Raw genomic sequence first — 25195 nt, 5'->3', positions numbered from 1 at the left:
GTTTAGTAGAGCTATCGTAAAATAAGCCGCCATCCACCGGAGCAGACCATGTCTCAACGCACAGTAAACGCACAGGCCTTGATTCAGGCGCTGGATCTGCAATCTCACGTGGAAGGCGGTTATTTTCGCAGAACCTATCAGGCCGATCATAGAGAGATGCTCGATACCGTCGGTGGCCCACGGTACCTGATGACATCGATTTACTACCTGTTGACCGAACAATCACCAGTGGGCCAGTTTCATTTCAATCATTCCGACATTGTGCATTTTTTCCATCTGGGCGATCCCATCGAGTACAGCATGATCCATGCTGACGGCTCGCTGGAAACGCTGGTAATGGGCAACGACATTCTGGCGGGACAGCATCTGCAAATGCACGTGCCTGGCGGAATCTGGAAAGCTTCGCGACTGCTCGAGGGAGAACATGGATTTGGCTTGATCAGCGAGGCCGTGTCGCCGGGATTTGATTTTGCGGATATGGAGATGGGTGATCGACGCAAACTGATTGCGCAATTTCCACAGCACCGGATGCTGATTGAAAAACTGACGCGGGATGCTGATTGAAGGTCGCCAATTGCAGGCAAGGCCGAGGTTTTGAAAAGAGGACTCAGGGTAAAACTCTGGATTGAAATCTGGCGTGCAACCGGGCTAACCCTGAAACATCTTGTTACGTGTAATGTATATTATGTTAAATCACGTATTACGCTACGCGCCTTCCTGCACCAACATCTGTCTCCACTCCAACAATCACCCCAGCACCCTATAAATCTCAGAAACCACCTGCATCGTAGTGTCTTCGATTGTTCCCTCATTACGGCACAGAACCCAACCGTGCTCCTTGACCGCTTGCTCGAACATCTCCGTACACGACAAATGCTCTGCGTACTTCTGAATCACAGTGCCGCCCAATCCTCGCGATCTTGTCGCAGCCCTTGCCCATGAAATATCCGGATCGGTGACGACGCCAACATGCAGATCCGGCACGCGCACATCTCGATCCAGGTTCAACTGGAGAATCTCGGCAAACGGGATAGATCGGCGAAACGCTGCATCAGACGGATACCAGCGATCAATCAGGATAATGCTGTCCAGCGGCTGCTGCGTCAGTACGTGTCGGGAAATCCAGCGCCGACTATCAGCCAGGCGCTGGCACACAGCCCATTCCAGATCCCGGGAAGGATTTCTGACAAGCGAGTTGATCAGGGCCATGGTTTCACCCCGGAAAGGATCGCTTTTTCTCTCGCAGAGCCGGATGACTTTCCTGTTGCCGGCCCTTAGCAGCTTCGTAACGGCCTCCAACAGCGTGGTTTTGCCGGTGCCTTTGGGCCCATCCAGAGAAACAAACAGCGGACGATTCATTGTTCACATAACGATGGATTTACGGAGGGGTACTCTAACCGCATTCCTGGCATTCCAATGGCTGAATTGTCATTTCCAATGGCATGGCCCTGCCCTCACCCTACTTCACCGCCCTCCTCAGCTTGTTGCTGGAGAAATGACTGGAGACTGTTGTGGCCGTCTACGATCAGTCCTCTAACAAGCGCCTCATAGTGTTCGGCAGTAGTGAGATCTTGCAGATCGAAGCTTGCAGACCAACGGATGAACGTCTTTGACTGTCCAGTCAGCGAGGCTAATTGAACGGTAGCTACATAGTTGTCCAACGGTAACGGAGCCTCCTCGAAGCGATAAGACAGCATCGTATTGCGATCATCTACCGACAAAAGACGCTCCCTGACCACCGCACCGTCGACCAACGTGAGTTTGCGAATACAGCCAACCAATCCATCGGGCTGGTTGTCCTCAATGCTGCTTTCCAAAATGGAGGGATGCCATTTACCAATCTCACCAAACCTCTTCAACACGCTCCAGGCGTGCGCTATATCGCTGTCCAGAACAGCGGAGAACTCAACTAGCGGCATCGTGTACACCCTCAAAATCAACTGCTTTCGAACCTGACCTCTGCGCACGTCAGGTGGATGAACTCCGGTCCCGGTATGGATCAACCGGGATCGGAAGACGCTCAACCTTCGAACTGGTGATAAACCTTGGCAATGACCTTCCAGGCCCCGTCGATTTTGATCAGGGTCAGGTAATCGTTGTAATCAGCGCCGATTGCATCCTGTTCCATATCGACACGAACCACGGCGGTGGTTGGCGTGATCGCCAGTACGTCGAGTCGGGTGATGATGTTCGGGGCATCGCCGTTCTTCTCTACGAAATCAAACAGATTCCTGATCGGGCCGCCCAGCAGTTCACCATTGGTGAATCCGTACATCACAGCGTCTTTATGAAACGCCTGCGCAACGCTCTGTGCACTGCCCACACGCAGCCCTTCAACATACTGATTGGCAATGGCGATGACAGCGTTGTACTCAGCGGTGGGTACTGCCTTGATGTTTTTCGACATGGGTCTGTTCTTCCAGTAAGGACGAGGCGCGACGCACCTCGCCAATTGCATTCAACGGCTTAGGCGCTTGGGTGGGTGTGGTAGATCTTGCTGACAATCGTCCACTGACCTTCAACCTTCAGCAGGTTGAAAAAATCGGTGAAACGAAATCCTGAAACATTGTCGGTGTCGACCCGGGCGCTGGCTGCCGAGCCTACGATGTCGATGCGAACGATCGCTGCTTGCGCTTCCGGAGATGGGCGGAACGCGTTATCGATGACGTCGTACAGGTTCTGGATCGCACCGCCGACGAGCTTGCCTTCGTCGACCCCGAACATGGTGGCCTGCTGGTTGAATGCGGGCTTCATCAAGGCGCTGTCAGCTTTGGTACCACCTTCGTTGTACTGGCTGAGCACGTCGACGATTGCGTTGTATTCCTGAACATAAGTTGAAGTGGACATGAGGTATTCCTGAGTTGGTAAATGGCTGAAGAAAGCAAGGAAGGTTTACGGACGAGGCTCGGTAAACAGTCACCAATCCTGGCGCGTCGGCGAGATGATCAAGTCGTTGACGGTGACGTTTTCCGGTTGGTTGAGCGCGTAAATCACGGCCCCCGCGATATCGTCGGGGGCGATGGCAACTCGGTTGAGCGCTTGGGCAGCCTTGCGCCCTTCAGGATCACTGACCTTGTCGGCCCAGCCGGTATTGATGACACCCGGGCTGACCGTGTTGACGCGGATGCCGTGCTGCACACCGAGCTCCTTGCGCATGGACTCGGTCATGGCCTGAACGAAAAATTTTGTTGCGCTGTAAACACCGGCCGCCGGTCCGACCTGATGACCGGCAACAGAGTCCATATTGAGAATCTGCCCGGACTTGCGCTCCAGCATGAAAGGCAGCACCGCCGCCGTAGTGTTGAGGTAGCCTTTGATATTCACGTCGATCATCTTTTCCCAGTCCTGTACCGCCAGGTCGACCCAGTTGGAAAAAAGCATCAGCCCGGCGTTGTTCACCAGAATGTCTACGGTGCCGTAGGTCTCATGCGCAAATTGCGCGAGCGCTTGGGTTTGATGCGCCTGAGTCACGTCGGTGGTAAAAGCGACCACTTCGTTACCGCCCGCCCGCAACTCGGCGACAAAGCTTTCCAGACCCTGTTCATCCAGTGCAGCGGCCACTACGCGCACGCCTTGGGCGACAAGCGCGCGGGTGGTGGCGGCGCCGATACCGGAAGACGCGCCGGTGACGATGGCTACCTTGTTTTGCAGATAATTCATGCTCATTACCTCTTATCGATAAATGCCGTCGTTCAGGCGTTCGCGGTTGGCCAGTCGATGTAACCCTTGGCACCGCCGCCGTAGTAACTCTCGCGTGGCGCGATGGTGAGCTCGATCCCGCGACGCAAGCGCTCCACGAGGTCGGGGTTGGCAATGAACAAACGACCAAACGCCACCGCATCGATCCGCCCCTGCGCACGACGCTCTAGCGCCATCGGCAGGTCGTAGTTGTTATTGCCAATGAATGGCCCTTCGAACTGCGCACTCAGCGCGTCCAGATCCACGCCTTCCGGGACCGTGCGGGAGGTCGCCGTGGCGCCTTCGACAAAATGCAGATAAGCCAGATTGAATTGATTGAGCTGCTGAATCAGGTAACCGTAAGTCGCCATGACATTGCTGTCGGGAGGTGTATTTCCGGCATCGGGTGTGACTGGCGAGAGGCGAATACCGACCCGATCGCTACCCCAGATCGAAATCACGGCGGCGGTGACTTCCAGCGTCAGTCGAGCCCGGTTCTCGATGGAGCCGCCATATGGGTCAGTGCGTTGATTGGTGGAGTCGCGCAGGAACTGGTCAAGCAGATAGCTGTTGGCGGAATGCACTTCCACACCATCGAAACCGGCTCGCCGGGCATTCTCTGCGGCCAGCTTGTACTGCTGGATGATTCCAGGGATCTCCGAGGTTTCCAGTGCGCGAGGCATCGACACCTCGACAAAGCCTTTCTCGGTGTAAGTGCTGCCTTCGGCCTTGATCGCCGAAGGCGCTACTGGCGCTTCGCCGTTGGGTTGTAGCTCGACACTCGAAAAGCGCCCCACGTGCCACAACTGACTGACGATTTTGCCGCCCGCCGCGTGCACCGCGTCAGTGACTTTTTTCCAGCCAGCTACCTGTGCCTCCGACCAGATACCCGGGGTCATGGCGTAACCCCGCCCCTGGGGAGAAATATTGGTCGCTTCGGCGATGATCAAGCCTGCACTGGCGCGCTGGGCGTAGTAAGTCGCGTGCATTTCATTCGGTACGCCGTCTTCGGCCATTCGGCTGCGTGTCACAGGTGCCATGACAATTCGGTTAGCCAATTGGAGTGCGCCCATTTGCATGGGCGAAAAAAGGTCGGTGTCAAACGTGTTAGCCGTCATAAAGTCCTCGATTGAATAGACCGGTCGTCTAGTGAAGGGTTAAAAAAATACGCCTCTTTGTCAGCAGGCGTTTGCTGGTGATGATGCTGTTTCAAAAGCTGCCATCGTGTTCACGACTGTTACCGGCAGCGTTGCACCTGGTCACACAGGTGGTCGTTTGTATGACCCGTTCGTGAAGGCTCTAGCGCGACTTTCTCCCACTTGCTGATAACCAGCGGCGCAATCGCATTGCCCAGTACATTGAGCGTGGTGGTGCCGCTGTCGATAATCCTGAAAATGCCGGCGATCAATGCCACACCTTCCAACGGAAGACCGGCAGAGGCCAAGGTGGCTGACAAGATCACGATTGCAAACCCAGGCACACCTGCGGCGCCCTTCGAGGTCAGTACCATCGTCACGACCAACAGAATCTGCTGTGACAGAGACAGGTCGATCCCATAGAGTTGCGCCACAAAAATGGTCGCCACACCGAGAAAAATCGATGCGCCATCGAGATTGAACGCATACCCCACCGGCACCACAAAACTGACGATCCGACGCGGTACACCGTAGCTTTCCAGTTTGGTCATCAGTTGCGGCATGACGGCGGCTGAGGCGGCACTGGAAAACGCCAGAATCAACTCATTACGGAAGTAGCGGATCAACTTGAAGATGTTTTCGCCAATCAAATAACAAATGCCACCCAGTACCACTAAAGCGAACACCATCAGCGCCAGATACACCACCCCAATCAACTTGAGCAGCGGCAGCAGCGAGGCAAAACCAAACGTCGCGACGGTCGCGCCGATCATGCCAAACACCCCTATCGGCGCGTAGGCCATCACAATGGAAACCACCTTGAACATCGCATCGGAAAGGCTCTGAACAACCGCAATAAATGGCGCGCTTTTGTCTTTGGGCAAAGCATTCAACGCCAGCCCCAACAGCACAGCGAAGAACAGTACCGACAGCAACTTCGCTTCTGACATTGCCACTATCACGTTGTCTGGAACGATGTTCTGCAAAATCACCAGCGCCCCTTTGGACGGCTCAAGCGTGATCGATGCAGCGCCATGCGAAAGGCCTGAAATATCGGTTCCTCGTCCTGGTTCGAAGAGGTTGGCAAAACACAGGCCTATGACGATGGCCAGCGCGGTAATCGCAAAGAAGTAGCCGAGCGACTTCACACCCATACGCCCGAACGATTTGCTGTCACCGCCGCCCGCGATCCCCAAAATCATGCAACAGAACACGATCGGAACAACCACCATCTTCATCATCTTGATAAAGATGTCACCGAGCGGTTTGAGGATCTCCGCACTCACCCATGTCTGATAGTGCGGATGCGTATTGAAGTACCAACCTGCAAGCACGCCAAGCAATAGCCCGGCAACGATTTGCCACACCAAGGGAATACGTTTCATGTCTAGCCTTCTTGTTGGAATGAAAGGTCTGCGTCTATTCGCAGTTGCTAGAGTCATGAGCTTCCAGCTCACTTGAGATCGAATGGCACAAACGGGTTGTGCCATGCGTGTTCCTATTTAGCGAAGAGCTGGCTCATATCCTTGAACGCCTTGAATTCAAGAGCGTTGCCGCACGGGTCAAAGAGAAACATGGTGGCTTGCTCGCCTACCTGGCCTTTAAACCGAATGTACGGTTCGATCACAAACTCGGTACCAAACGACTTCAGACGTTCGGCCAGCGCTTCCCATTGTTCCCAACCCAAAATGATGCCGAAGTGCGGAACCGGGACATCGTGTCCGTCGACCGGGTTGCTGTGAACGCTCTCTTGTGAGGCTGTTTTCGGATGTTCGTGGATCACCAGTTGGTGACCATAAAAATCGAAATCGACCCATTGCGTGCTGGAGCGCCCTTCTTCAAGACCAAAGACCTCACCGTAGAAGGTGCGCGCCGCAGCCAGGTCATAAACAGGGATCGCGAGGTGAAATGGCGAGAGGCTCATCAGAACTCCAAATATTTTTTGTTGGTTGGCGAACATTTCCACCGTCATCAGCTCTCTGGGTTCAGCCGGTGCCGGGGATGGAAAACATCCTAGGACGGAAAACCAAACATAAAAATCAATATATATTTCTCAGAAACACAATTAATATTTGTGAATGATCAAAGAACTGAAAACACTCATTGCGGTGGCGCGGGAAGGCACATTCGCCGCTGCCGGGAACAAAATCGGCCTGACCCAGGCCGCTGTCAGCGCGCAGATTCAGCGCCTGGAAACCGAACTCGGTTTTGAGATTTTCGACAGGAAAGGACGTTCGGCCCATCTGAACAAAATGGGTCACCAGATACTTCTGCAGGCGCAGGAGTTACTCAGGCTATACGACAATCTGGGTTCCACTGCGCAGGGCCAACCTACCAACATACTCATCAACATCGGTGCGATCGCATCCGTGCAACGTTCCTATTTGCCCGATGCGCTGACGAAGTTTCACCAGCAGTGTCCGCAATGCCGCACACGTGTCATTCCAGGGCTTTCAATGGAGATGGTGAACCTCGTAGACGCCGGCGAAATCGACATGGCTGTCATCATTCGACCGCCTTTCTCTCTTCAAAGTGACCTGCGCTGGACGACGCTGGCGCGAGAGCCCTACCGACTGATCGTGCCACGCGAGCTGGAGGGAGAAGACTGGTCGGAACTGCTGTCCAGCCAGCCATTCATTCGCTATGACCGATCATCTTTTGGCGGCCGGCAGGTTGATCGTTTCCTGCGACAGATGCATTTCACCTTGCAGGAAGTTTGCGAACTGGATGAACTGGAGGCCATCATCAAACTGGTGGAAAAAGGTGTAGGCATAGCGCTGGTGCCACAGACAGAGCCCCATCAGGAATGGCCCGAAGGTGTACGAGCGATCGATTTGGGACAACACACCTTTCACCGGGATATCGGGCTGGTACATCGGTCTCGACAGAGTTTCACCGAGCCTGTGCGAATTTTGGCTCAGCTTATAAGTGATCAGGTAACCGCCGTTGCAGAATAATAGTCGCCAAGCGCGGATCGAAATGCTGCGCAGCGACGACGCCAGCAATGCCAGAGCTTCGTCGCCGACATCACTTGGCTCGAAGTGCATCTTGCACGACTACTGCCAACACCTGCGACGTCTGCAATAATGCCGACCACAGCGGCGCGAAGGCATATCGAGTGCTCGTGCCCACATCTGCTTTTCGGGTTTGGAGGACTTCATGCAGGACATTATTGACGGCTTTCTGCGCTTTCAGCGCGAGGTTTATCCGCAACGCGTCGAGCTGTTCAAGCAGCTCGCGACAGAACAGAATCCAAAGGCGTTGTTCGTCACCTGCTCGGACAGCCGTGTGGTGCCGGAACTCCTTACGCAGCGCGAGCCGGGCGAACTGTTCGTGATTCGTAACGCCGGCAACATTGTGCCGTCTTACGGCCCTGAACCGGGTGGCGTGTCGGCGACCGTCGAGTATGCGGTCGCCGTGCTCGGGGTACAGGATATTGTGATCTGCGGCCACTCGGACTGCGGGGCGATGGGCGCGATTTCACGCTGCACGTGCCTGGACCATCTTCCGGCGGTCGCTAACTGGCTACGTCACTCGGACGCCGCGAAAGCGATTAACGCAGCACATGAGTTCGACACCCCCCGCGCCAAGCTTGATGGTCTGGTGCGGGAAAACGTGATCGCGCAACTGGCGAATCTGCGGACGCATCCATCGGTGGCCCTGGCGCTTGAGCAGGGACGCATGAATCTGCACGGCTGGGTCTACGACATCGAAGCGGGATGCATCGATGCTCTGGATGGCGCGACCCGCAAATTCGTGTCACTGGCTGATTCGCCGACCACCGTTGCGATCGCTGCGCGTAACGGCAAACAGATGTGATGGCGACAGATAAGTAAGGCAGAAGCCGCCTGGGGCGGCTTCTTGTCGACTCGCTTTCTTCATCAGTGACCGGCGCTTTGGCCGCCATCGACATGCAGGATTTCGCCAGTGACGAAGTTGGCGCTGTCCAGGTACAGCACCGCCGCAACGATGTCTTGCACCTCGCCCATGTGTCCGACCGGATGCAGGCTGCCCAGAGCGGCGTGATTTTCCTCGCCATGCATCGGGGTCTTGATGATGCCAGGCGATACGGCGTTAACGCGGATGCCGCGCTTGGCGTACTCGATCGCCAGGGATTTGGTCGCGGCGTTCATGCCACCTTTGGTCAGCGACGCCAGCACCGACGGCACCCCATCGATGGCATGATCGACCAGCGATGTGGTGATGCTGACCACGTGTCCACCCTCACCTTGTTTCTCCATCTGGGCAATCGCCTGCTGCGACATGTGGAAGAAGCTGCCCATGTTGGTGGCCACAGTATTTACATACTCTTCGCGGGTATAGGCTGTGAACGGTTTGGCGAGGAAGATCCCGGCGTTGTTCACCAACGTGTCAATGCGGCCGAAACGCGCTACGCCTTCGCGGATGATTTTCTCGGCAGTCACCGGATCGGCAATGTCACCGGCGACGGTCAGGATGTCCGGATCCGCTGACGGTTTGATGGAACGCGAAGTCGCCACCACTTGATAGCCGAGTTTGCGAAAACCTTCAACGATGCCTGCGCCCAGCCCTTGGGATGCGCCAGTGACCACAACGACTTTTTTTGAATGGCTCATGATAATTCCTCAATAGTTTACGAAAGGGGTTTCACACACAGACGAGCCTGATGGCGTCATTACTTGGGCTCCACCAGCGACTGGCGGTACTCGGTAGTGGTTATTCCTGCGTAGCCCCAGTTATCGGTATCGACTTCCTCGATCACGATGTGCGTCAGGTGCGGATCCTTGTTGAGCACCGTCTGCATGGTTTTGGTGATCTCGGCGATGACCTGGGCTTTCTGTTCTTTGGTAACGCCGTCGCGGGTGATACGAACGCTGATGAAAGGCACGGGAGAGTCTCCAGTTCGCGCCTCATCGGCATGAGGAGGCGGCAGTGGAGTGAACTCTAGGAGGTTGCCTTCAATGAATAAATACGGGTGCGGTTACTTCATTTGTGACGCGGTGTAATGAATCGATCCGCGATCCTCGCCACTGCATCATCGACATCGGTATGCTTTCGGGCACTTCGCAAATACCCGGTGTGATTAATATGAAACGCCATTTTGATGACCTGCAGTTAGGCAGCATCGAGCTGTTTTGCCTCGCCTCGGAAACCGGCAGTTTTACCGCAGCCGCGCAGGTCGCCGGTGTGACGCCTGCGGCAGTAAGCCGATCGATTTTGCGTCTTGAGGAGCGTTTGGGATCACGCCTGTTCGTGAGAACCACGCGCAGCATCCGGATGACTGAACCGGGGCGGGTGTTCTACGAACAATGCCGACAGGCCCTGACTCAATTGGTGGAAGCGCAGCAAGAAGTCATGGGCGCTCAATCGAAGCCTTCAGGGCGGCTGCGTATCAGTCTTCCGACCACCTATGGGCATCATCGGATCTTGCCGCTTCTGCCGAAGTTTCGAGCGCTTTATCCAGACGTCACCGTAGATATCCACTTGGGTAACCGAAATATCGACTTCGTGGCGGAGGGCTATGACCTGGCGATTCGGGTTCGCGCTCAACCGGACTCGACCCTGATTGCGCGCTTGCTCGAAGACGCACAACTGGTCGTGGTCGCAACACCTGAATACCTGAGCAAGGCCGGCACGCCAACGACAGTGGATGACCTCGTCGCTCACGAGTGCATTCAATTTGAACTGCCGAGCAGCGGTCGACGCATCTCATGGCTGTTCGACGTCGAGGGCAAACATCGGGAGATCTTCACTGAGGGCAGCTATTGCTGCTCGGATGATGTGCTGGGCGGCGTTACCCTGGCCAAACACAGTGCGGGTCTGTTCCAGACTTACAAATTCATTGTCGAGCGCGAACTGGCCGATGGCAGCCTCATCGAGGTACTCCAGCCCTACAATGGACGCTCCAGGCCTTACACCCTGCTCTACCCCCATGGCCGCTATGTTCCTCAGCGGGTTCGGGCATTCGTCGACTTCCTGTTGCAGTATCGAGCCGATTGGGCGGCGAACTGAGCGACGGGATGGATTGGGCGGCGCGCTCATCTTCCAGAACATCATCCACTATCACTGAGAAGAACACTGCATTTCCCGCGCATTGAGCGGGATGTCGTTGAATCCATAACGTCCATGAAAGGCCGGTTAAAAAAAAGAGCCCCTAAGGGCCCTTTCCTTTAATTCAATTTTCCTGTCTTTCAACGTCTGGTGAAAAACCCGGTCACTCACTCAGCGACGAAAAATTCGGTTTATCAGGATCAATGCCGCAGCACCTATCGCGATTGCAGCTATCGGTTTTTCTTTGACGAAGGTCGATACGTTATCCAGTGCATCGCCGTAGGATTTAGTCAGCTGTCCAGCTGCCTGATGTCCGGCACCTTCAGCTTCCATCTTCGAATCACCCATCAGTTTCCCGACCGCGCTCTGCGCCTTGCCAGCCAACTTTTCCGCTACGCCTTCTACCTGTTCACTCTTCATGATTCATAAACCTTCGTGTAAGTGGGAAGCTCTGAGTCTCGACAGAAAAGTTGACTGGTGGCTGTGAGTTGTAGTTCCACTTTTTATGGCTGCCGCTCGTCAGTGGTGCTCAAAAAGGTAATCGCCGCGCCCGCGGCACGCGTTTCATTCCATACACAATTTGGGGGTGACACGGATGTCTTGTGCTGGTTGCCTCCCGACGCTGGGCGCCGCGTCCCTCTGTGCCTTTAACTCGACGGGGTATGGACCGGTCTGCGCCAGAGCGGCTCGTACCTTGGTGATGAAGGCCTCATCGCTTTGCGTATAGAAGATCCACTCCCGCTGTTGCCCACCGGTGGCTGTGCATACCCACTTCGCCAGCCCGTTTTCCTGCACCGCCGCCATGATCAGCACCTGCATTTTCTCCATCTGCAGGGCGTCCCGGCGCTCTGGCTGGAGGCTCGGTGAAGAATATTTCCAGACTATCCGGGCTTTGAACGGCAGCGCTTGCTTTTCAGCCAGCGAAATCGAATCCACTCCCCTGTAGGACATGGGGATGGGCGTATCCGGGAAATCAGAAGATTGGTACTTGCTCTCGGGCATTTCGATGATTTGCAAGTGCTGCAGATGAGCCGGGTCATCGTCAAGCAGCGCTTCAAGTGCTTCCTTCCTTTGGCGATCCCGCTCAGCCACACAGTGATCGTACCCGAGACTGTTTACCGGGCCTGCGTCGAGGCAAGGGTCGCGCTCGACAGGTCGGGGCACCGTGTGGCTGGAGCAGCCGCTGAGAAGCACGCCGGCCAATGCCAAGATGCAACCTGTTGGCATGTGAAAAAAAGGAGTATGTCGCAGGCCCATTTACGCTTCCTTGGCGGGTCGGGAGAAAGGGTTGTGGGGGTCCTCAGCTTTGCAAAAGCTGTTTGGTCATCACCATCGACGTCTGCAGCGACTGCCCCGTGCGCTGCAGTTTGTTCAACAGACTCGCCCCCAACCAGAGTTGATACAGGGTTTCTGCCAGTTGCCGAGCGTCAGTCTGCGGCAAACTTTTATCCAGCTGCCCTTCTTCCAGGCACGTCGTAATTCGTGCAACGATGCGCTCGGCGCCGTCGCGCAAGGTCAGGCGCATCGACTCGGACAGGTCGGCGACTTCCGCGCTCAACTTCACCACCAGGCATTCATCACCATGGCCTTCCAGGGTGCAGCGGTTCTGCCAGCCCTGCCAGTAATCCATCAGCCGCTCATAGGCACTGAGCCCAGGCAGGGTCAGGCGTCGCTCCATGTCCGCGAGGTAGCCGACAAAGTAGTCCTCCAGCAGCGCCTGGCCGTAGAGTTCCTTGGATTTGAAGTAGTGATAGAACGAGCCCTTGGGCACACCGGCGGTCTGCAGGATCTCGCTCAGGCCAACGCTGGTGAAGCCCTTTTCGGCCATCATGCGGTGGCCGGTGTCGAGCAGGTGTTGGCGGGTATCGTCGTAGGTCGGTTTCATGGGGCGCAAAATACCAAACATTAGACCAGTCGTATATTTCTGATGAGCAGGAGTTTGCCACAGTGATGGCGCGGAAACACGAGCGTAAAAATTTACTAGACGACCGGTCTAATATGAATCTATTCTGTGGCCGTCACTCCTTCTGAGGTGTCGCAGACGAACCCGTCGAGGACACCAGACCAACACAGGGCGCTCTATGAAAATCTTGATGGTTCTGACTTCCCACGATCAACTTGGCAACACTGACAAGAAAACCGGCTTCTGGCTCGAAGAGTTCGCAGCTCCCTACTACGCCTTCAAGGATGCCGGTGCGCAAATCACCTTGGTATCGCCGGCCGGCGGCCAGCCACCGCTCGATCCGAAAAGCGATGAGCCCGATGCGCAAACCGCTGAAACCGACCGCTTCCGCCAGGACCCTGCTGCTCAGCAGGCGCTGGCCAATACCGGGCGCCTGGCGGATGTCAGCGCTGAGGATTTCGATGCCGTGTTTTATCCCGGTGGCCATGGCCCGCTGTGGGATCTGGCCGATGACAAACACTCGATTGCGCTGATCGAAGCGTTCGACCGCAGCAACAAACCTCACGGTTTCGTCTGCCATGCGCCGGGCGTTCTGCGTCGCGTGGTGGCTGCCGATGGCAAGCCGTTGATTCAAGGCCGGGACGTCACCGGTTTCACCAACGCTGAAGAAGCCGCGGTAGGCCTGACCGATGTCGTGCCGTTCCTGATCGAAGACGAATTCCAGCGTCTCGGCGGTCGCTACTCCAAGGTCGCTGACTGGCAGGTTCACGTGGTGACCGATGGCCAACTGGTGACGGGTCAAAACCCTGCCAGCTCGGCAGCCGTCGCCGAAAAACTGCTGAAACTGTTGGCCTGAGCCCTCCAGCGTCCAGACACCGTGCGCATCCCGCACGGTGTTTTTTTACCGCATTACTAGTCGACTGGTCTAATAAGGCCAAAACAGGAATCACATGAACAACAGCCCTTACTTCACCCCCGTCAAACTGGGCCTGCACACCCTGAAGAACCGCATCGTCCTGCCGCCCCTCACCCGCCAGCGCAGCACACAACCGGGCAATGTCGCCAACGCATTGATGGCCGAGTATTACCAGCAACGCGCCGGCGCCGGTCTGCTGGTCACCGAAGGCACGCAGATCGAGCCTCGCGGTCAGGGCTACGCCTGGACTCCCGGCATTCACACCCCTGAGCAAATTGCCGGATGGCGCACAGTCACCGAAGCGGTGCATGCACAGGACGGCGTGATATTCGCCCAGCTTTGGCACGTCGGCCGTGTGTCCCACACCGCGCTGCAGCCTGATGGGGCGGCACCGGTTTCAGCGTCCGCCATCGCCACCGAGCGAGTCAGCGTGTTCATCGAAACTGCGCCGGGCGCCGGCGAACTGGTTACGCCATCCGCGCCGCGAGCACTGAGCACCGATGAAGTCCAAGAACTGGTTCAGCTCTATATACAGGCGGCGCGCAATGCGATGGACGCCGGCTTCGACGGGATCGAACTGCACTGCGCCAATGGCTATCTGGTGAACCAGTTCATTTCTGCCCACAGCAATGTGCGCACCGATCAATACGGTGGCTCGCTGCACAATCGCCTGCGCTTTCTGCGCGAAGTGGTGTCGGGTGTCGCCGAGTGCATCGGCAAGGAGAAAGTCGGCGTGCGTTTCGCGCCGCTGTTCACCACCACCGATGAAGCGCGCACCTATCTGGGCATGGTCGAAGAGGACCCGCACACCACTTACATCGAAGCGATCAAAGTACTTGAGGATGTGGGCATCGCCTACCTGTCCATCGCCGAAGCGGACTGGGACGACGCGCCCGCGATGCCGCAAACCTTCCGCCGTGCGGTGCGCGATACCTTCAGTGGCGCGATCATCTACGCCGGGCGTTACAACGCTGACTCCGGTGCGCAGTTGCTTGAATCGGGACTGGCTGATCTGGTGGCTTTCGGCCGTCCGTTCATGGCTAACCCGGACCTGCCGGCGCGCATCGCCAATGACTGGCCGCTCAATCCACTGAATCCCGCGACGGTCTACGGCGGCAATGCCGAAGGCTATGTGGATTACCCGACCTACAGCGAATAATTCCGCGAATTCGCCCAGCGCTCCCACTCACCGGGAGCGCTTCCTCTTCTCCCCCGCTACACCCGCAACCTCGCGCGCTGCGCTGCGAGGTTTTCGCATCTGCACAAAAAAGATTGCCGATTGATTGTCAGGTTTATTTTTTCAGCCTATCTTGAATAAAACCTATACAAGACACTTCTTTACGTACAACTCTTGCGCTACGGATTGGCCCCCACGCACAGCACTGCCGCGAGCACCCTGAATGAACCCACTACTAGCCAGCCATCTAGCCAGCCATTACCGCGAAATCCTCGTCGGTGTCGGTGAAAATCCCGAACGCGAAGGTCTGCTCGACACGCCCCAACGTGCGGCCAAAGCAATGCAGTATCTGTGCAACGGCTACTCGATGAGCCTGGAAGACGTCACCAACGGTGCCCTGTTCGAATCGCAAAGCGATGAGATGGTCATCGTCAGTGACATCGAGCTCTATTCCTTGTGCGAGCACCATATGCTGCCTTTCATCGGCAAGGCACACGTGGCGTACATCCCCACCGGCAGGGTGCTGGGACTGTCGAAAGTAGCGCGCGTGGTGGACATGTTCGCCCGCCGTCTGCAGATCCAGGAAAACCTCACCCGGCAAATCGCCGAGGCGATCCAGCAGATCACCGATGCCGCCGGCGTGGCCGTGGTCATTGAAGCCAGGCACATGTGCATGATGATGCGCGGCGTCGAAAAGCAGAATTCGATCATGACCTCTTCGGTGATGCTCGGTGCTTTTCGCGACAGCTCCACGACGCGTCAGGAGTTCCTGCAATTGATCGGGCGGCGAAGTTGATTTCCGACCTTCGACAGGCGCGATAAACCTGTACACGATAAACCCACTGTACAAGCACGATATTCCCAACTTCACCCCCATACCTGTGCACTCAGGGAGAACGGCAATGGCCCGACTTGTGCTCTTACTGGCTCTGGCACTCGGCGTTGCAAGCTGCGGCAGCGTGGATGTCAGCCACTATGCCGATCAGCAACCGGCGCTGGATCTGCAACGCTTTTTCAGCAAACCCGTGAAAGCCTGGGGGATGTTTCAGAAGCGCTCCGGGGAAGTGGTCAAGCGCTTTGAGGTCAACATCGTCAGCCATCGTGAAGGCGACAACCTGATTCTCGATGAGCGCTTCCTGTACAGCGACGGCACGCGCCAACGCCGCGTCTGGACCCTGACGCCCGAGGGCCAGGGACGCTGGAGTGGGCGTGCGGGTGATGTGGTGGGTGTCGCTACAGGTCAGGTCGCTGGCAATGCGCTGCACTGGCGTTATCGCCTGAATCTGCCGGTCGACGGCTCAACCTATGAAATGAGCATGGACGACTGGATGTACCAGATGGACGAGGACACGCTGATCAACCGCACCAGCATGTCCAAACTCGGTGTTGAAGTCGGTCAGGTGACCTTGTTCTTCCGTCGCCAGGGCGCGGGGGAAAACCAATGAACAGTGCTGAATTGATAGGCAAGGAGTGAAGCATGAATCTGCAAACCCTGACCGAACGTGCGGCCAACAGCGAAATACGTGAGCTGGAGCTGCTGTCGCTTGAAGGTGGTTTTTATCTGGCCCGCATCCGTCTGGATCACGGCCAGTTCACCTTGCTCGACGATGCAGCCAAACCGATGCATCTGCGCTCGATCACCCATCTGCGTGACCTGCTACAGACTGTGCCGGCATTCCCCTGCGTGCTGGTGCAGCAATGCGTGCACGACGAAATGTGCGGGCGTGATAGCGGGCCCGTCGAAGAGCTGCGGATTCCGTTTTCCTTGGCCACATCGCTATGAAACGGATGCTGTGAATGAACCAGAACCGTCGGTTGTGCCTGGTACTGGGCGATCAGTTGTCCTTTGATCTGGCTTCATTGCAGACGCTTGATAGCGAGCGCGACAGCGTGCTGCTGGTCGAGGTCATGGAAGAAGCCAGCCATGTGCCGCACCATCCACAAAAGATTGCCCTGATCTTCAGTGCCATGCGCCATTTCGCTCAGACACTGCGAGACCAGGGTGTTCGTGTCGAATACGTGACCCTGGATGATCCGCACAATAGCGGCTCGGTGCCGGGGGAATTACGCCGCTGGCAACAGCGGTTGCAGGTCGAGGAAGTGCACGTCACCGAGTGCGGGGATTGGCGCCTGGAGCAATCGATCAGGGACTGTGGCCTGCCTATCCATTGGCACGCCGATACGCGTTTTCTGTGCAGTCGCAGCGAGTTCGCCGCCTGGGCCGCCGGCAAAAAGCAGTTGCGCATGGAGTTCTTCTATCGCGAGATGCGCCGCAAGAGTCGCCTGCTGCTCAATGGCGACGGCACGCCGGTGGGTGGTGCGTGGAATTTCGATGCAGAGAACCGCAAGTCCCTGCCCAAAGGCGTGAAAGCCCCCTACCCGATCCGTTTCGGTAATGACGCCATCACCCGCGAAGTGCTGGACCTGGTGAAGGCCCGTTTCAGTCAGCATTACGGCGCACTCGACGACTTCAACTACCCGGTCACCCATGCCGACGCGCAGGCGCTCTGGGAGTATTTTCTGGACTATGGCCTGGCAGGTTTCGGCGACTATCAGGACGCCATGGCCAGTGACGAACCGTTTCTGTTTCATGCGCGCATCAGCGCTGCGCTCAACATAGGCCTGCTGGATTTGCGGCAGTTGTGCAGCGACGTCGAGTCGGCCTATTGGGCCGGCAGGATTGCCCTGAATGCCGCCGAAGGCTTCATTCGGCAACTGATCGGCTGGCGGGAATATGTGCGCGGCGTGTACTGGCTGAAAATGCCGGACTACGCACTGGGCAATGTATTCGGCAACGACCGGCCACTGCCCGAGTTCTACTGGACCGGTGCGACGCAGATGAACTGCATGCGCCAGGCCATTGGCCAGAGTCTGCAGCACGCCTACGCGCATCACATCCAGCGGCTGATGGTCACCGGTAATTTTGCCCTGCTCGCCGGCATTGCGCCGAGCCAGATCTGTGAGTGGTACCTGGCGATCTATATGGACGCCTTCGACTGGGTCGAGCTGCCCAACACCTTGGGCATGGTCATGCATGCCGATGGCGGTTACCTCGGTTCCAAACCCTATTGCGCCAGTGGCCAATACATCAATCGCATGTCCGACTACTGCCGAAGCTGCGCCTACAAGGTCAGCGAAAGTACCGCGGACAATGCCTGCCCGTTCAATGCGTTGTATTGGCATTTTCTGATGCGCCACGGTGAACAACTGCGCGGCAATCAGCGCATGGCGATGATGTACAAGAACCTCGACCGCATGCCGCCAGCCAAGCAGGAGGCGCTGTGGCAACGCGGGCAGAACCTGTTGGCGCGCCTGGATAACGGCGAATCGATCTGAAATGAGCGTTCGCTTGCGCGGGTGGTGAAACTTAAGCACAGCGCGCCCGGTCAACGGATGATTGGCGCTCGAGTCCACTGCGAGCGCGACGTTCACTGCTCGCGTTGTGCCTACGCGCTCTATGAAGCCAGCCCCTGAACATTCAATAAAGCAGGTCACATGGATACCCTTGAACACCTTAGTCGCGAAGCGCTTGAGTCAGAGGTAAGGCGATTGCGCGCGGCGCTTCAGAGCACCCTGGTCGACACGCAGGACGTTGACCTCGATCGCGACATGGCGGCGCAACTGCAAGCCAGTCGGGATGCGCTCGCACGTAGCGAGGCACGCTTCATCACCATTCTGGAAACCATCGAATCGGCGTTCGCCATCGTCAAGGTCAAATTCGACGCTGACGATAAACCCGTCGATTACTACTTCGTCGAAGCCAACCCGGCGTTCGAACACCAGTGCGGGGTCAACCTGCGCGGCAAATGGGTCACCGAGTTCGCGCCCAATCTGGAAAGCTTCTGGTTCGAAACCTACGGCCATGTGGCCAAAACCGGAGAGCCGGCGAACTTCGAAAATTACGCCAACACCTTCGAACGCTGGTTCGACGTGCGCGCGGTACGGGTCGGCGATCCGGCCGACCGGCAGATCGCGATCCTGTTCAACGACGTCACCCAGCGGCGCGACGCCGAAGAGCGTTTGCGTGCCAGTGAAGCGCTGGCGCGGGAGAACGTCGAGCGTGTGCAACTGGCGCTCGCCGCCGGTGCGATCATCGGCACCTGGCACTGGGACCTGCTCACCGATCGTTTCGCCGTGGACGAAGCGTTCGCCCGGGTGTTTGATCTCAACCCGGCGCTGGGCCGCGAAGGGCTCAGCCTCGAACAAGTCATGGTGACCGTGCATCCCGAAGACCAGGATGGACTGACCACCGCGATCAACGAAGCCATAGGCCGTGGTGGCGCCTACTCCCACCAGTACCGTGTGCGCCGCACAGACGGCAAATATCAGTGGATCGAGGCCAACGGCCGTGTTGAGTGTGCCGATGATGGAACGCCGCTGCGCTTTCCCGGCGTGCTGATCGATGTCGAGGAACGGCGCAATGTCGAAGCGGAGCGCGACCGCGCCATCGCCGCGTTGCGCGCGCTCAACGATACGCTGGAGCAGCGCGTGTCATCGCGCACTTCAGAGCTGATGCAAGCCGAAGAGAAACTGCGTCAGTCGCAGAAAATGGAAGCCGTCGGCCAACTGACCGGGGGCCTGGCGCATGACTTCAACAATTTGCTGGCCGGCATTTCCGGCGCGCTGGAGTTGATGGGCGCGCGCATCAGCCAGGGCCGGCTGAATGAGGTCGACAAATACATGGTGACCGCCCAGGGCGCGGTCAAGCGCGCCGCCGCCCTGACCCACCGTCTGCTGGCGTTTTCCAGACGCCAGACCCTCGATCCGCGGCCGACCGATGTCAACACGCTGATGACCGGCATGACCGAGCTGATCCAGCGTACGGTCGGCCCCAGCATCGTTCTGGAAACCCGCGCCGCGCCGGGGCTCTGGCCAACGCTGGTGGACGCCAGCCAGTTGGAGAACGCCCTGCTCAACCTGTGCATCAACGCGCGCGATGCGATGCCGGATGGCGGGCGCATCACCATCGAAACAGCCAACCGTGCGCTGGACTGCGAGACGGCGCGCACCCTGGACATGCCCGAGGGCGAATACCTGTGCCTGTGCGTGACCGATACCGGCACCGGTATGACCGCCGATGTGATCGCCAAGGCCTTTGACCCGTTCTTCACCACCAAACCGCTGGGCCAGGGCACCGGGTTGGGGCTGTCGATGATCTACGGTTTCGCCAAGCAGTCCGGTGGCCAGGTGCGCGTGCATTCGCAGGTCGGTCAGGGCACCGAGATGTGCATTTATCTGCCGCGCTACCATGGCGAGCCCGTGCCTAACCAGGATCACAAGGACAACGCGCCGGCAGCCTTGCCCAAGTCTGGCGAGACGATTCTGGTGGTGGACGACGAGCCTACGGTGCGAGCGCTGCTGACTGACGTGCTCGGCGATCTCGGCTACACCTTGATAGAGGCCGCCGACAGTGTGGTCGGGCTGAAGATGTTGCGCTCGGACATACACATCGACTTGTTGATCACCGATGTCGGCTTGCCGGGTGGCATGAACGGTCGGCAACTGGCCGATGCCGGCCGGGAAATCCGCCAGAATCTGAAGACCCTGTTCATTACCGGGTACGCGGAAAACGCGGTGATTGGTGCCGGTCAATTGGGCCCGGACATGCAGGTGCTGACCAAGCCGTTTGCCGTCGACACGCTGGTGGCGCGGGTCAGCGACCTGATGGCGATGAAATCCGAATGAGCGACCGTTGCGGCGCTGTAATCCCAGAGAGAGTGGCTGCGGCCAAGGAGTGAAAAATGGTGACGTTTCTGATTTTTCTGATCGCGTGCGGCGCTGCGGCGACTACCGGGGTGATTTTCAAACCCGGGCCATGGTACGAAGGGCTCAATAAACCCGGATTTACGCCACCCAATTGGGCGTTTCCGGTGGCCTGGACAATAATCTATCTATTGCTGGCCTGGGCCGGTTATCGCTTGAGCCTGATTCCTGGCAGTCAGACGGTACTGGCGCTGTGGGCGGCGCAGATTGCGCTGAACACGTTGTGGACGCCGGTGTTCTTCGGCGCGCATCAGGTGGCCGCCGCCATGGTGATTCTGCTGCTGTTGTGGCTGGTGGTCGCGGTGATGGTGTTTATGGCGTTGCGCCTGGATTTGATCACCGGGTTGATCCTGTTTCCTTATCTGGCCTGGTTGTGTGTGGCGGCGGCGTTGAATTTCTCGATTCTGCGCAATAACCGTGGTTGATGACGGCAGCTGTCATAACTCCCATTTTTTCTGACAAAAAGGCTCTTTTTCAGGCATTCAAAATATCTTTCCAGGCCCTTGAAAGCGCAGGTCCCCGCTCAGGACGGGGATTTCGCAATGAACAACAGTTCATTACTGAATTAGTGATTTAACTAGGTAGTTACCTATCTATATAATGCACGCCTCATTTCAACGGGACATTCAACGTGAAGCAGAGTCAACGCCTCTCGGGCATATCAAAATTCATTCTGGTCGGGCTGGGGGTGATCATCGCCCTGCTCGGCCTGGCACTTGCGGCTGGCGGAGTGAAGCTGGTCAGCCTGGGAGGGTCGTGGTACTTCCTCGTGGGCGGTCTGGTGATGGCCGTTTCCGGTCTGCTGATCGCTCGCTTCAAGACGGCCGGCGCCTGGCTGTTTGCAGCGTTTCTGGTGGGGACAGCGATCTGGGCGGTGAGCGATGCCGGGCTGGTGTTCTGGCCGGTGTTCTCGCGTCTGTTCATGTTCAGCGCCGTGGGTCTGGCGGTGACGCTGGTCTATCCGCTGCTCAAGCGTGCCAACGGTGATGTTCCGGGTCGTGGCGCTTACGGCGTTGCCGCTGTCCTGGCCGTGGGACTGGCGGTGGCTGCCGGCAATATGTTCGTTGCGCACCCGACCGTCGCTGCCACCGGCACTGGCCCGGGCCTGACCCCGGTTGAGCCAGACAAGGCGCAAAAAGACTGGGCGCACTACGGCAATACCGAGGGCGGCAGCCGCTTTGCTGCGCTGGACCAGATCAACCGCAACAACGTCGACAAGCTGAAAGTAGCCTGGACCTACCACACCGGTGACGTCGCCGAGAGCGATGGCAACGGTGCCGAAGACCAGCTCACTCCGCTGCAGATCGGCAACAAAGTGTTCATCTGCACCCCGCACAACAACCTGATCGCGCTGGATGCCGACACCGGCAAAGAGCTGTGGAAGAACGCGATCAACGCCAAATCCAAAGTCTGGCAGCGTTGCCGTGGCATGGCCTATTTCGATGCGACCAAAAGCATCGCTCAACCAAGCAATTCGAGCATCATCGAAGCCAAGCCTGCGCCGGCCGCCAACTGCCAGCGCCGTCTGCTGACCAACACCATCGACGCCCGCCTGATCGCGGTCGATGCCGATACCGGCGAGTTCTGCCAGGGTTTCGGCAACAACGGTCAGGTTGACCTGAAGGCCGGTCTCGGTGACGTGCCGGACAGCTACTACCAGCTCTCCTCCGCGCCGCTGATGGCCGGCACCACTGTGGTGGTCGGTGGTCGTGTAGCCGACAACGTACAAACCGACATGCCGGGCGGCGTGATCCGTGGTTTCGACGTGATCACCGGCGCCATGCGTTGGGCCTTCGACCCGGGCAACCCGCAGGACAAAAAGGCCCCGGCCGACGGCAGCACGTATGTGCGCAGCACGCCGAACAGCTGGGCGCCGATGTCCTACGATCCGGCAACCAACACCGTGTTCCTGCCAATGGGCAGCTCGTCCACCGACATCTATGGTGTCGAGCGCAGCAAACTCGATCACACCTACGGCGCCTCGATCCTCGCGCTGGACGCCACCACCGGTGATGAACGCTGGGTGTTCCAGACCGTGCACAACGATCTCTGGGACTTCGACCTGCCGATGCAGCCGAGCCTGATCGACTTCACCAAGGACGGCAAAAGCGTTCCGGCGCTGGTCATCGGCACCAAGGCCGGGCAGATCTACGTGCTCGATCGTGCCACCGGCAAACCGTTGACCGAGGTTAAAGAAGTCCCGGTCAAAGCCGCGAACATCCCGAACGAACCGTACTCGCCAACCCAGCCAAAATCGGTGGGCATGCCGCAGATCGGTGCCCAGCATCTGACTGAGTCGGACATGTGGGGCGCCACCCCGTACGACCAGTTGCTGTGCCGGATTGATTTCAAATCGATGCGTTACGACGGCCTGTACACCGCGCCCGGTACCGATAAATCCCTGAGCTTCCCGGGTTCCCTGGGCGGCATGAACTGGGGCAGCATCTCCACTGACCCGGTGCACGGTTTCATCTTCGTCAACGACATGCGCCTGGGTCTGTGGATTCAGATGATCCCGTCGCAGAACAAGGCTCAAGCTTCCTCCGGTGGCGAAGCGTTGAACACCGGTATGGGCGCGGTACCGCTCAAAGGCACGCCTTACGCGGTCAACAAAAACCGCTTCCTGTCGGTGGCCGGCATTCCGTGCCAGGCTCCGCCGTTCGGCACTCTGACCGCGATCGACATGAAGACCCAGAAAGTCGCGTGGCAGGTTCCGGTCGGTACCGTTGAAGACACAGGTCCCTTGGGCATCCGCATGCACCTGCCGATCAAGATCGGTCTGCCGACCCTCGGCGGCACCCTGTCGACCCAAGGTGGCCTGATTTTTATCGCCGGCACCCAGGACTTCTACCTGCGCGCCTTCAACAGCGCCAATGGCGAAGAAGTGTGGAAAGCGCGTCTGCCGGTCGGCAGTCAGGGCGGCCCGATGACCTTCGTTTCGCCGAAGACCGGCAAGCAGTACATCGTCATCACCGCCGGTGGTGCGCGTCAGTCGACCGATCGCGGCGACTACGTGATGGCTTACGCCTTGCCGTAAGCCGCAGCGCCCGTGCTGACCACGGGCGCTTTCTTTTTGCGCGCGGCACCTGAGGGTGCCGCGCCGCTTTCCGATATCGCTACAGCTTTGAGCAGGAAGATCTCCATGTTTGGTTTTACTCGTAACGGCTGGGTCAACGGCGTGCTGTTGGGCCTGACCTGCACCACCCTGCCCGCCTTCGCCGATACCGATTCGAACCTGTTGACCCGCAACACCCTGACCGGTGACTGGGGTGGCCTGCGCCACCAGATGGACGAAGACGGCATCAAGTTCACCGGCGATTACACCGGCGAAATGGCTTACAACGCCGATGGCGGCCTGCATCGCTCCGGCCGTTACTCGCAGAACATCAAGCTCGGCGCGCAGTTCGACCTGAGCAAGTTGTATGGCGTAGAGAACGCCGGCAAGGTTCAGCTGACCATCAACGACCGCCGCGGCAACAGCGCCTCCGAAGATCTGGTTGGCAACCGTCTGCCGATCCAGGAAAACTACGGCGGCCTCTACACCCGCCTGACCGAACTGAGCTATGAGCGCAGTCTGTTCACCCCGGCGCTCAACGTGAAGCTGGGTTACATGGCAATGGGCAACGACCTCGGCGGCCTCGACAGCGGCATTCTGTGCAACTTCATGAACGCCGGTTTCTGCGGCCATCCGCTGAACATGTCCGGCGGCAGCGGCTGGACCAATTACCCGAACGCACACCTGGGCGTGCGGGTGAAATACGACTTGTCGCCGTCCTGGCAACTGCGCGTGGCCGCGTTCAACGTCGATCCGGAAAGCAACGGCAACTCCAGCCGTGCCTGGCATCTGGGCCCGAAACACACCACCGGCACCGTGGTGCCGATCGAGCTGGTGTACAAGCACGCGGGCCAATTGCCTGGCGAATACAAGCTCGGTTACTACTACGACAGCTCCGACGTGAAACGCGTCGGCAGCGACAAGGAAGTCTCCGGCCGTGGCGGTCACTACCTGCTGATCGATCAGGCCGTATGGAGTTCGCCAACGTCCGAGGGCCGCAGCCTGCATGCGTTCGGCCAATACTCGGCGGCCAGCGAAGCGGCTTCGCCATTCAGCAAGTGGTACGGCACCGGTCTGGTGCTGTACAAACCGTTCGAAGGTCGCCCGCGTGACACCGTCGCTCTGGGCTACGGCCGCGCCGTGCCTAACCCGCGCAGCCGCGACGTGCAACAGGACGCTGCCATGGCCAATGGCACGCAGTTCCCGAACCTGGACAGTGGCGAGCAGTTGATCGAACTCGGCTACGGCTATCAGGCCACGCCGTGGCTGACGCTGCGCCCGAACATGCAATACATCATCGAACCGGGCGCGTTTTCCGGGCAGGACATCGACAATGCGTTGGTGTTTGGCTTGCAGGTGAAAGCTTCGCTCTGACTTCTGGCAGAACTGCAGGCAATAAAAAACCCGGCGTAATGACCGGGTTTTTTATTGCCTGAAAATTGTCGTAACCAAGAAGCTCACTCGACACCGAACCTTTACCCCCGAACCAGCGTCGGAGCTAGGGCGTTAACGCTTACCGCTCGCCACGAGGTTTCCG

General features: G+C 58.0%; 27 protein-coding genes. 14 read left to right on the top strand and 13 right to left on the bottom strand.

The features are described from left to right. Positions 1-48: 48 nt before the first annotated feature. Positions 49-564, top strand: a complete 516-nt coding sequence (locus J1G18_RS08430; protein ID WP_027611930.1) for a cupin domain-containing protein — start codon at positions 49-51, stop codon at positions 562-564. A 183-nt stretch (positions 565-747) separates the two neighbouring features. Here the strand turns inward: J1G18_RS08430 and J1G18_RS08425 are convergent, their stop codons facing one another. The 8 genes from J1G18_RS08425 to J1G18_RS08390 form a co-directional block, all read right to left on the bottom strand. After that, complete coding sequence (locus J1G18_RS08425; protein ID WP_223007453.1) at positions 748-1359, bottom strand: dTMP kinase; 612 nt, start codon at positions 1357-1359, stop codon at positions 748-750. Positions 1360-1454: 95 nt separating this feature from the next. Then, positions 1455-1919 (bottom strand): SRPBCC family protein, encoded by a 465-nt coding sequence (locus tag J1G18_RS08420; protein ID WP_135295796.1) that lies wholly within the window; start codon positions 1917-1919, stop codon positions 1455-1457. Positions 1920-2020: 101 nt separating this feature from the next. Then, the gene (locus tag J1G18_RS08415; RefSeq protein WP_096796037.1) at positions 2021-2407 is read right to left on the bottom strand and encodes a nuclear transport factor 2 family protein; all 387 of its coding nucleotides are present in this window, start codon (positions 2405-2407) and stop codon (positions 2021-2023) included. 59 nt (positions 2408-2466) lie between these two features. Beyond that, entirely contained in the window at positions 2467-2847 is a 381-nt protein-coding gene (locus tag J1G18_RS08410) for a nuclear transport factor 2 family protein (RefSeq protein ID WP_098964013.1), read from the bottom strand. A gap of 69 nt (positions 2848-2916) precedes the next feature. Further along, positions 2917-3660, bottom strand: a complete 744-nt coding sequence (locus tag J1G18_RS08405; protein ID WP_223007452.1) for an SDR family oxidoreductase — start codon at positions 3658-3660, stop codon at positions 2917-2919. Between the two features lie 32 nt (positions 3661-3692). Then, entirely contained in the window at positions 3693-4796 is a 1104-nt protein-coding gene (locus J1G18_RS08400; protein WP_223007451.1) for an alkene reductase, read from the bottom strand. A gap of 119 nt (positions 4797-4915) precedes the next feature. Beyond that, positions 4916-6199: a cation:dicarboxylate symporter family transporter gene (locus J1G18_RS08395; protein ID WP_134786392.1), complete on the bottom strand. Its 1284-nt coding sequence runs from the start codon at positions 6197-6199 to the stop codon at positions 4916-4918. A gap of 113 nt (positions 6200-6312) precedes the next feature. After that, complete coding sequence (locus J1G18_RS08390) at positions 6313-6738, bottom strand: VOC family protein (RefSeq protein ID WP_039762906.1); 426 nt, start codon at positions 6736-6738, stop codon at positions 6313-6315. A 154-nt stretch (positions 6739-6892) separates the two neighbouring features. Between J1G18_RS08390 and J1G18_RS08385 the strand changes: the two genes are divergently transcribed. Beyond that, positions 6893-7771 carry a LysR substrate-binding domain-containing protein gene (locus J1G18_RS08385; RefSeq protein ID WP_223007450.1) on the top strand — a complete coding sequence of 293 codons (879 nt, stop codon included), beginning with the start codon at positions 6893-6895 and terminating at the stop codon, positions 7769-7771. A 202-nt stretch (positions 7772-7973) separates the two neighbouring features. Continuing rightward, positions 7974-8633 carry a carbonic anhydrase gene (locus J1G18_RS08380; RefSeq protein WP_095135815.1) on the top strand — a complete coding sequence of 220 codons (660 nt, stop codon included), beginning with the start codon at positions 7974-7976 and terminating at the stop codon, positions 8631-8633. A gap of 62 nt (positions 8634-8695) precedes the next feature. On the opposite strand, the gene J1G18_RS08375 is transcribed toward J1G18_RS08380, so the two are convergent. Together J1G18_RS08375 and J1G18_RS08370 are read right to left on the bottom strand one after the other, a co-directional pair. After that, a complete protein-coding gene (locus J1G18_RS08375) occupies positions 8696-9409 on the bottom strand; it encodes an SDR family NAD(P)-dependent oxidoreductase (protein WP_098964016.1) in 714 nt (237 codons plus the stop codon). Positions 9410-9468: 59 nt separating this feature from the next. Then, entirely contained in the window at positions 9469-9681 is a 213-nt protein-coding gene (locus J1G18_RS08370) for a tautomerase family protein (protein WP_095135811.1), read from the bottom strand. A 200-nt stretch (positions 9682-9881) separates the two neighbouring features. Between J1G18_RS08370 and J1G18_RS08365 the strand changes: the two genes are divergently transcribed. Then, the gene (locus tag J1G18_RS08365) at positions 9882-10805 is read left to right on the top strand and encodes a LysR family transcriptional regulator (protein WP_098964017.1); all 924 of its coding nucleotides are present in this window, start codon (positions 9882-9884) and stop codon (positions 10803-10805) included. A 210-nt stretch (positions 10806-11015) separates the two neighbouring features. Here J1G18_RS08365 and J1G18_RS08360 read toward each other — a convergent pair whose 3' ends face one another. From J1G18_RS08360 to J1G18_RS08350, 3 genes are all read right to left on the bottom strand, one after another. Continuing rightward, positions 11016-11264, bottom strand: a complete 249-nt coding sequence (locus tag J1G18_RS08360) for a CsbD family protein (RefSeq protein ID WP_098964018.1) — start codon at positions 11262-11264, stop codon at positions 11016-11018. Between the two features lie 144 nt (positions 11265-11408). After that, complete coding sequence (locus J1G18_RS08355) at positions 11409-12101, bottom strand: DUF695 domain-containing protein (RefSeq protein ID WP_227698825.1); 693 nt, start codon at positions 12099-12101, stop codon at positions 11409-11411. Between the two features lie 43 nt (positions 12102-12144). Beyond that, positions 12145-12729 carry a TetR/AcrR family transcriptional regulator gene (locus J1G18_RS08350; protein WP_007967154.1) on the bottom strand — a complete coding sequence of 195 codons (585 nt, stop codon included), beginning with the start codon at positions 12727-12729 and terminating at the stop codon, positions 12145-12147. Positions 12730-12925: 196 nt separating this feature from the next. Between J1G18_RS08350 and J1G18_RS08345 the strand changes: the two genes are divergently transcribed. The 10 genes from J1G18_RS08345 to J1G18_RS08300 all read left to right on the top strand — a co-directional run bounded on the left by J1G18_RS08345 (position 12926) and on the right by J1G18_RS08300 (position 25032). Then, positions 12926-13603, top strand: coding sequence for a type 1 glutamine amidotransferase domain-containing protein (locus J1G18_RS08345; protein WP_223007449.1), 678 nt, complete (start codon positions 12926-12928; stop codon positions 13601-13603). Positions 13604-13697: 94 nt separating this feature from the next. After that, a complete protein-coding gene (locus J1G18_RS08340) occupies positions 13698-14822 on the top strand; it encodes an alkene reductase (RefSeq protein ID WP_223007448.1) in 1125 nt (374 codons plus the stop codon). Between the two features lie 241 nt (positions 14823-15063). Next, positions 15064-15636, top strand: coding sequence for a GTP cyclohydrolase I FolE (folE, locus tag J1G18_RS08335; RefSeq protein ID WP_223007447.1), 573 nt, complete (start codon positions 15064-15066; stop codon positions 15634-15636). A gap of 106 nt (positions 15637-15742) precedes the next feature. Then, a complete protein-coding gene (locus tag J1G18_RS08330) occupies positions 15743-16285 on the top strand; it encodes a DUF3833 domain-containing protein (protein WP_150370620.1) in 543 nt (180 codons plus the stop codon). A 32-nt stretch (positions 16286-16317) separates the two neighbouring features. Next, a complete protein-coding gene (locus J1G18_RS08325; RefSeq protein WP_027611785.1) occupies positions 16318-16623 on the top strand; it encodes a DUF6482 family protein in 306 nt (101 codons plus the stop codon). A gap of 14 nt (positions 16624-16637) precedes the next feature. Next, positions 16638-18176 carry a cryptochrome/photolyase family protein gene (locus tag J1G18_RS08320; RefSeq protein WP_223007446.1) on the top strand — a complete coding sequence of 513 codons (1539 nt, stop codon included), beginning with the start codon at positions 16638-16640 and terminating at the stop codon, positions 18174-18176. A 159-nt stretch (positions 18177-18335) separates the two neighbouring features. Continuing rightward, positions 18336-20525, top strand: coding sequence for an ATP-binding protein (locus J1G18_RS08315; RefSeq protein ID WP_223007445.1), 2190 nt, complete (start codon positions 18336-18338; stop codon positions 20523-20525). A gap of 59 nt (positions 20526-20584) precedes the next feature. After that, a complete protein-coding gene (tspO, locus tag J1G18_RS08310; protein ID WP_027611782.1) occupies positions 20585-21028 on the top strand; it encodes a tryptophan-rich sensory protein TspO in 444 nt (147 codons plus the stop codon). Between the two features lie 206 nt (positions 21029-21234). Then, a complete protein-coding gene (locus J1G18_RS08305) occupies positions 21235-23640 on the top strand; it encodes a glucose/quinate/shikimate family membrane-bound PQQ-dependent dehydrogenase (protein WP_223007444.1) in 2406 nt (801 codons plus the stop codon). Between the two features lie 105 nt (positions 23641-23745). Continuing rightward, positions 23746-25032, top strand: coding sequence for a carbohydrate porin (locus J1G18_RS08300; protein ID WP_223007443.1), 1287 nt, complete (start codon positions 23746-23748; stop codon positions 25030-25032). The last annotated feature ends 163 nt before the right edge of the window (positions 25033-25195 follow it).

Source organism: Pseudomonas sp. MIS38 (genome assembly GCF_019891575.1).
GTDB lineage: Bacteria > Pseudomonadota > Gammaproteobacteria > Pseudomonadales > Pseudomonadaceae > Aquipseudomonas > Aquipseudomonas putida_A.
This window is presented reverse-complemented; position numbering and strand designations above follow the sequence as displayed.

Bases quoted from the DNA above. Each gene is read 5' to 3' on its own strand.
- J1G18_RS08430 (WP_027611930.1), top strand. From the start codon at position 49: ATGTCTCAACGCACAGTAAACGCACAGGCCTTGATTCAGGCGCTGGAT.
- J1G18_RS08425 (WP_223007453.1), bottom strand. From the start codon at position 1,359: ATGAATCGTCCGCTGTTTGTTTCTCTGGATGGGCCCAAAGGCACCGGC.
- J1G18_RS08420 (WP_135295796.1), bottom strand. From the start codon at position 1,919: ATGCCGCTAGTTGAGTTCTCCGCTGTTCTGGACAGCGATATAGCGCAC.
- J1G18_RS08415 (WP_096796037.1), bottom strand. From the start codon at position 2,407: ATGTCGAAAAACATCAAGGCAGTACCCACCGCTGAGTACAACGCTGTC.
- J1G18_RS08410 (WP_098964013.1), bottom strand. From the start codon at position 2,847: ATGTCCACTTCAACTTATGTTCAGGAATACAACGCAATCGTCGACGTG.
- J1G18_RS08405 (WP_223007452.1), bottom strand. From the start codon at position 3,660: ATGAATTATCTGCAAAACAAGGTAGCCATCGTCACCGGCGCGTCTTCC.
- J1G18_RS08400 (WP_223007451.1), bottom strand. From the start codon at position 4,796: ATGACGGCTAACACGTTTGACACCGACCTTTTTTCGCCCATGCAAATG.
- J1G18_RS08395 (WP_134786392.1), bottom strand. From the start codon at position 6,199: ATGAAACGTATTCCCTTGGTGTGGCAAATCGTTGCCGGGCTATTGCTT.
- J1G18_RS08390 (WP_039762906.1), bottom strand. From the start codon at position 6,738: ATGAGCCTCTCGCCATTTCACCTCGCGATCCCTGTTTATGACCTGGCT.
- J1G18_RS08385 (WP_223007450.1), top strand. From the start codon at position 6,893: ATGATCAAAGAACTGAAAACACTCATTGCGGTGGCGCGGGAAGGCACA.
- J1G18_RS08380 (WP_095135815.1), top strand. From the start codon at position 7,974: ATGCAGGACATTATTGACGGCTTTCTGCGCTTTCAGCGCGAGGTTTAT.
- J1G18_RS08375 (WP_098964016.1), bottom strand. From the start codon at position 9,409: ATGAGCCATTCAAAAAAAGTCGTTGTGGTCACTGGCGCATCCCAAGGG.
- J1G18_RS08365 (WP_098964017.1), top strand. From the start codon at position 9,882: ATGAAACGCCATTTTGATGACCTGCAGTTAGGCAGCATCGAGCTGTTT.
- J1G18_RS08360 (WP_098964018.1), bottom strand. From the start codon at position 11,264: ATGAAGAGTGAACAGGTAGAAGGCGTAGCGGAAAAGTTGGCTGGCAAG.
- J1G18_RS08355 (WP_227698825.1), bottom strand. From the start codon at position 12,101: ATGGGCCTGCGACATACTCCTTTTTTTCACATGCCAACAGGTTGCATC.
- J1G18_RS08350 (WP_007967154.1), bottom strand. From the start codon at position 12,729: ATGAAACCGACCTACGACGATACCCGCCAACACCTGCTCGACACCGGC.
- J1G18_RS08345 (WP_223007449.1), top strand. From the start codon at position 12,926: ATGAAAATCTTGATGGTTCTGACTTCCCACGATCAACTTGGCAACACT.
- J1G18_RS08340 (WP_223007448.1), top strand. From the start codon at position 13,698: ATGAACAACAGCCCTTACTTCACCCCCGTCAAACTGGGCCTGCACACC.
- folE (WP_223007447.1), top strand. From the start codon at position 15,064: ATGAACCCACTACTAGCCAGCCATCTAGCCAGCCATTACCGCGAAATC.
- J1G18_RS08330 (WP_150370620.1), top strand. From the start codon at position 15,743: ATGGCCCGACTTGTGCTCTTACTGGCTCTGGCACTCGGCGTTGCAAGC.
- J1G18_RS08325 (WP_027611785.1), top strand. From the start codon at position 16,318: ATGAATCTGCAAACCCTGACCGAACGTGCGGCCAACAGCGAAATACGT.
- J1G18_RS08320 (WP_223007446.1), top strand. From the start codon at position 16,638: ATGAACCAGAACCGTCGGTTGTGCCTGGTACTGGGCGATCAGTTGTCC.
- J1G18_RS08315 (WP_223007445.1), top strand. From the start codon at position 18,336: ATGGATACCCTTGAACACCTTAGTCGCGAAGCGCTTGAGTCAGAGGTA.
- J1G18_RS08300 (WP_223007443.1), top strand. From the start codon at position 23,746: ATGTTTGGTTTTACTCGTAACGGCTGGGTCAACGGCGTGCTGTTGGGC.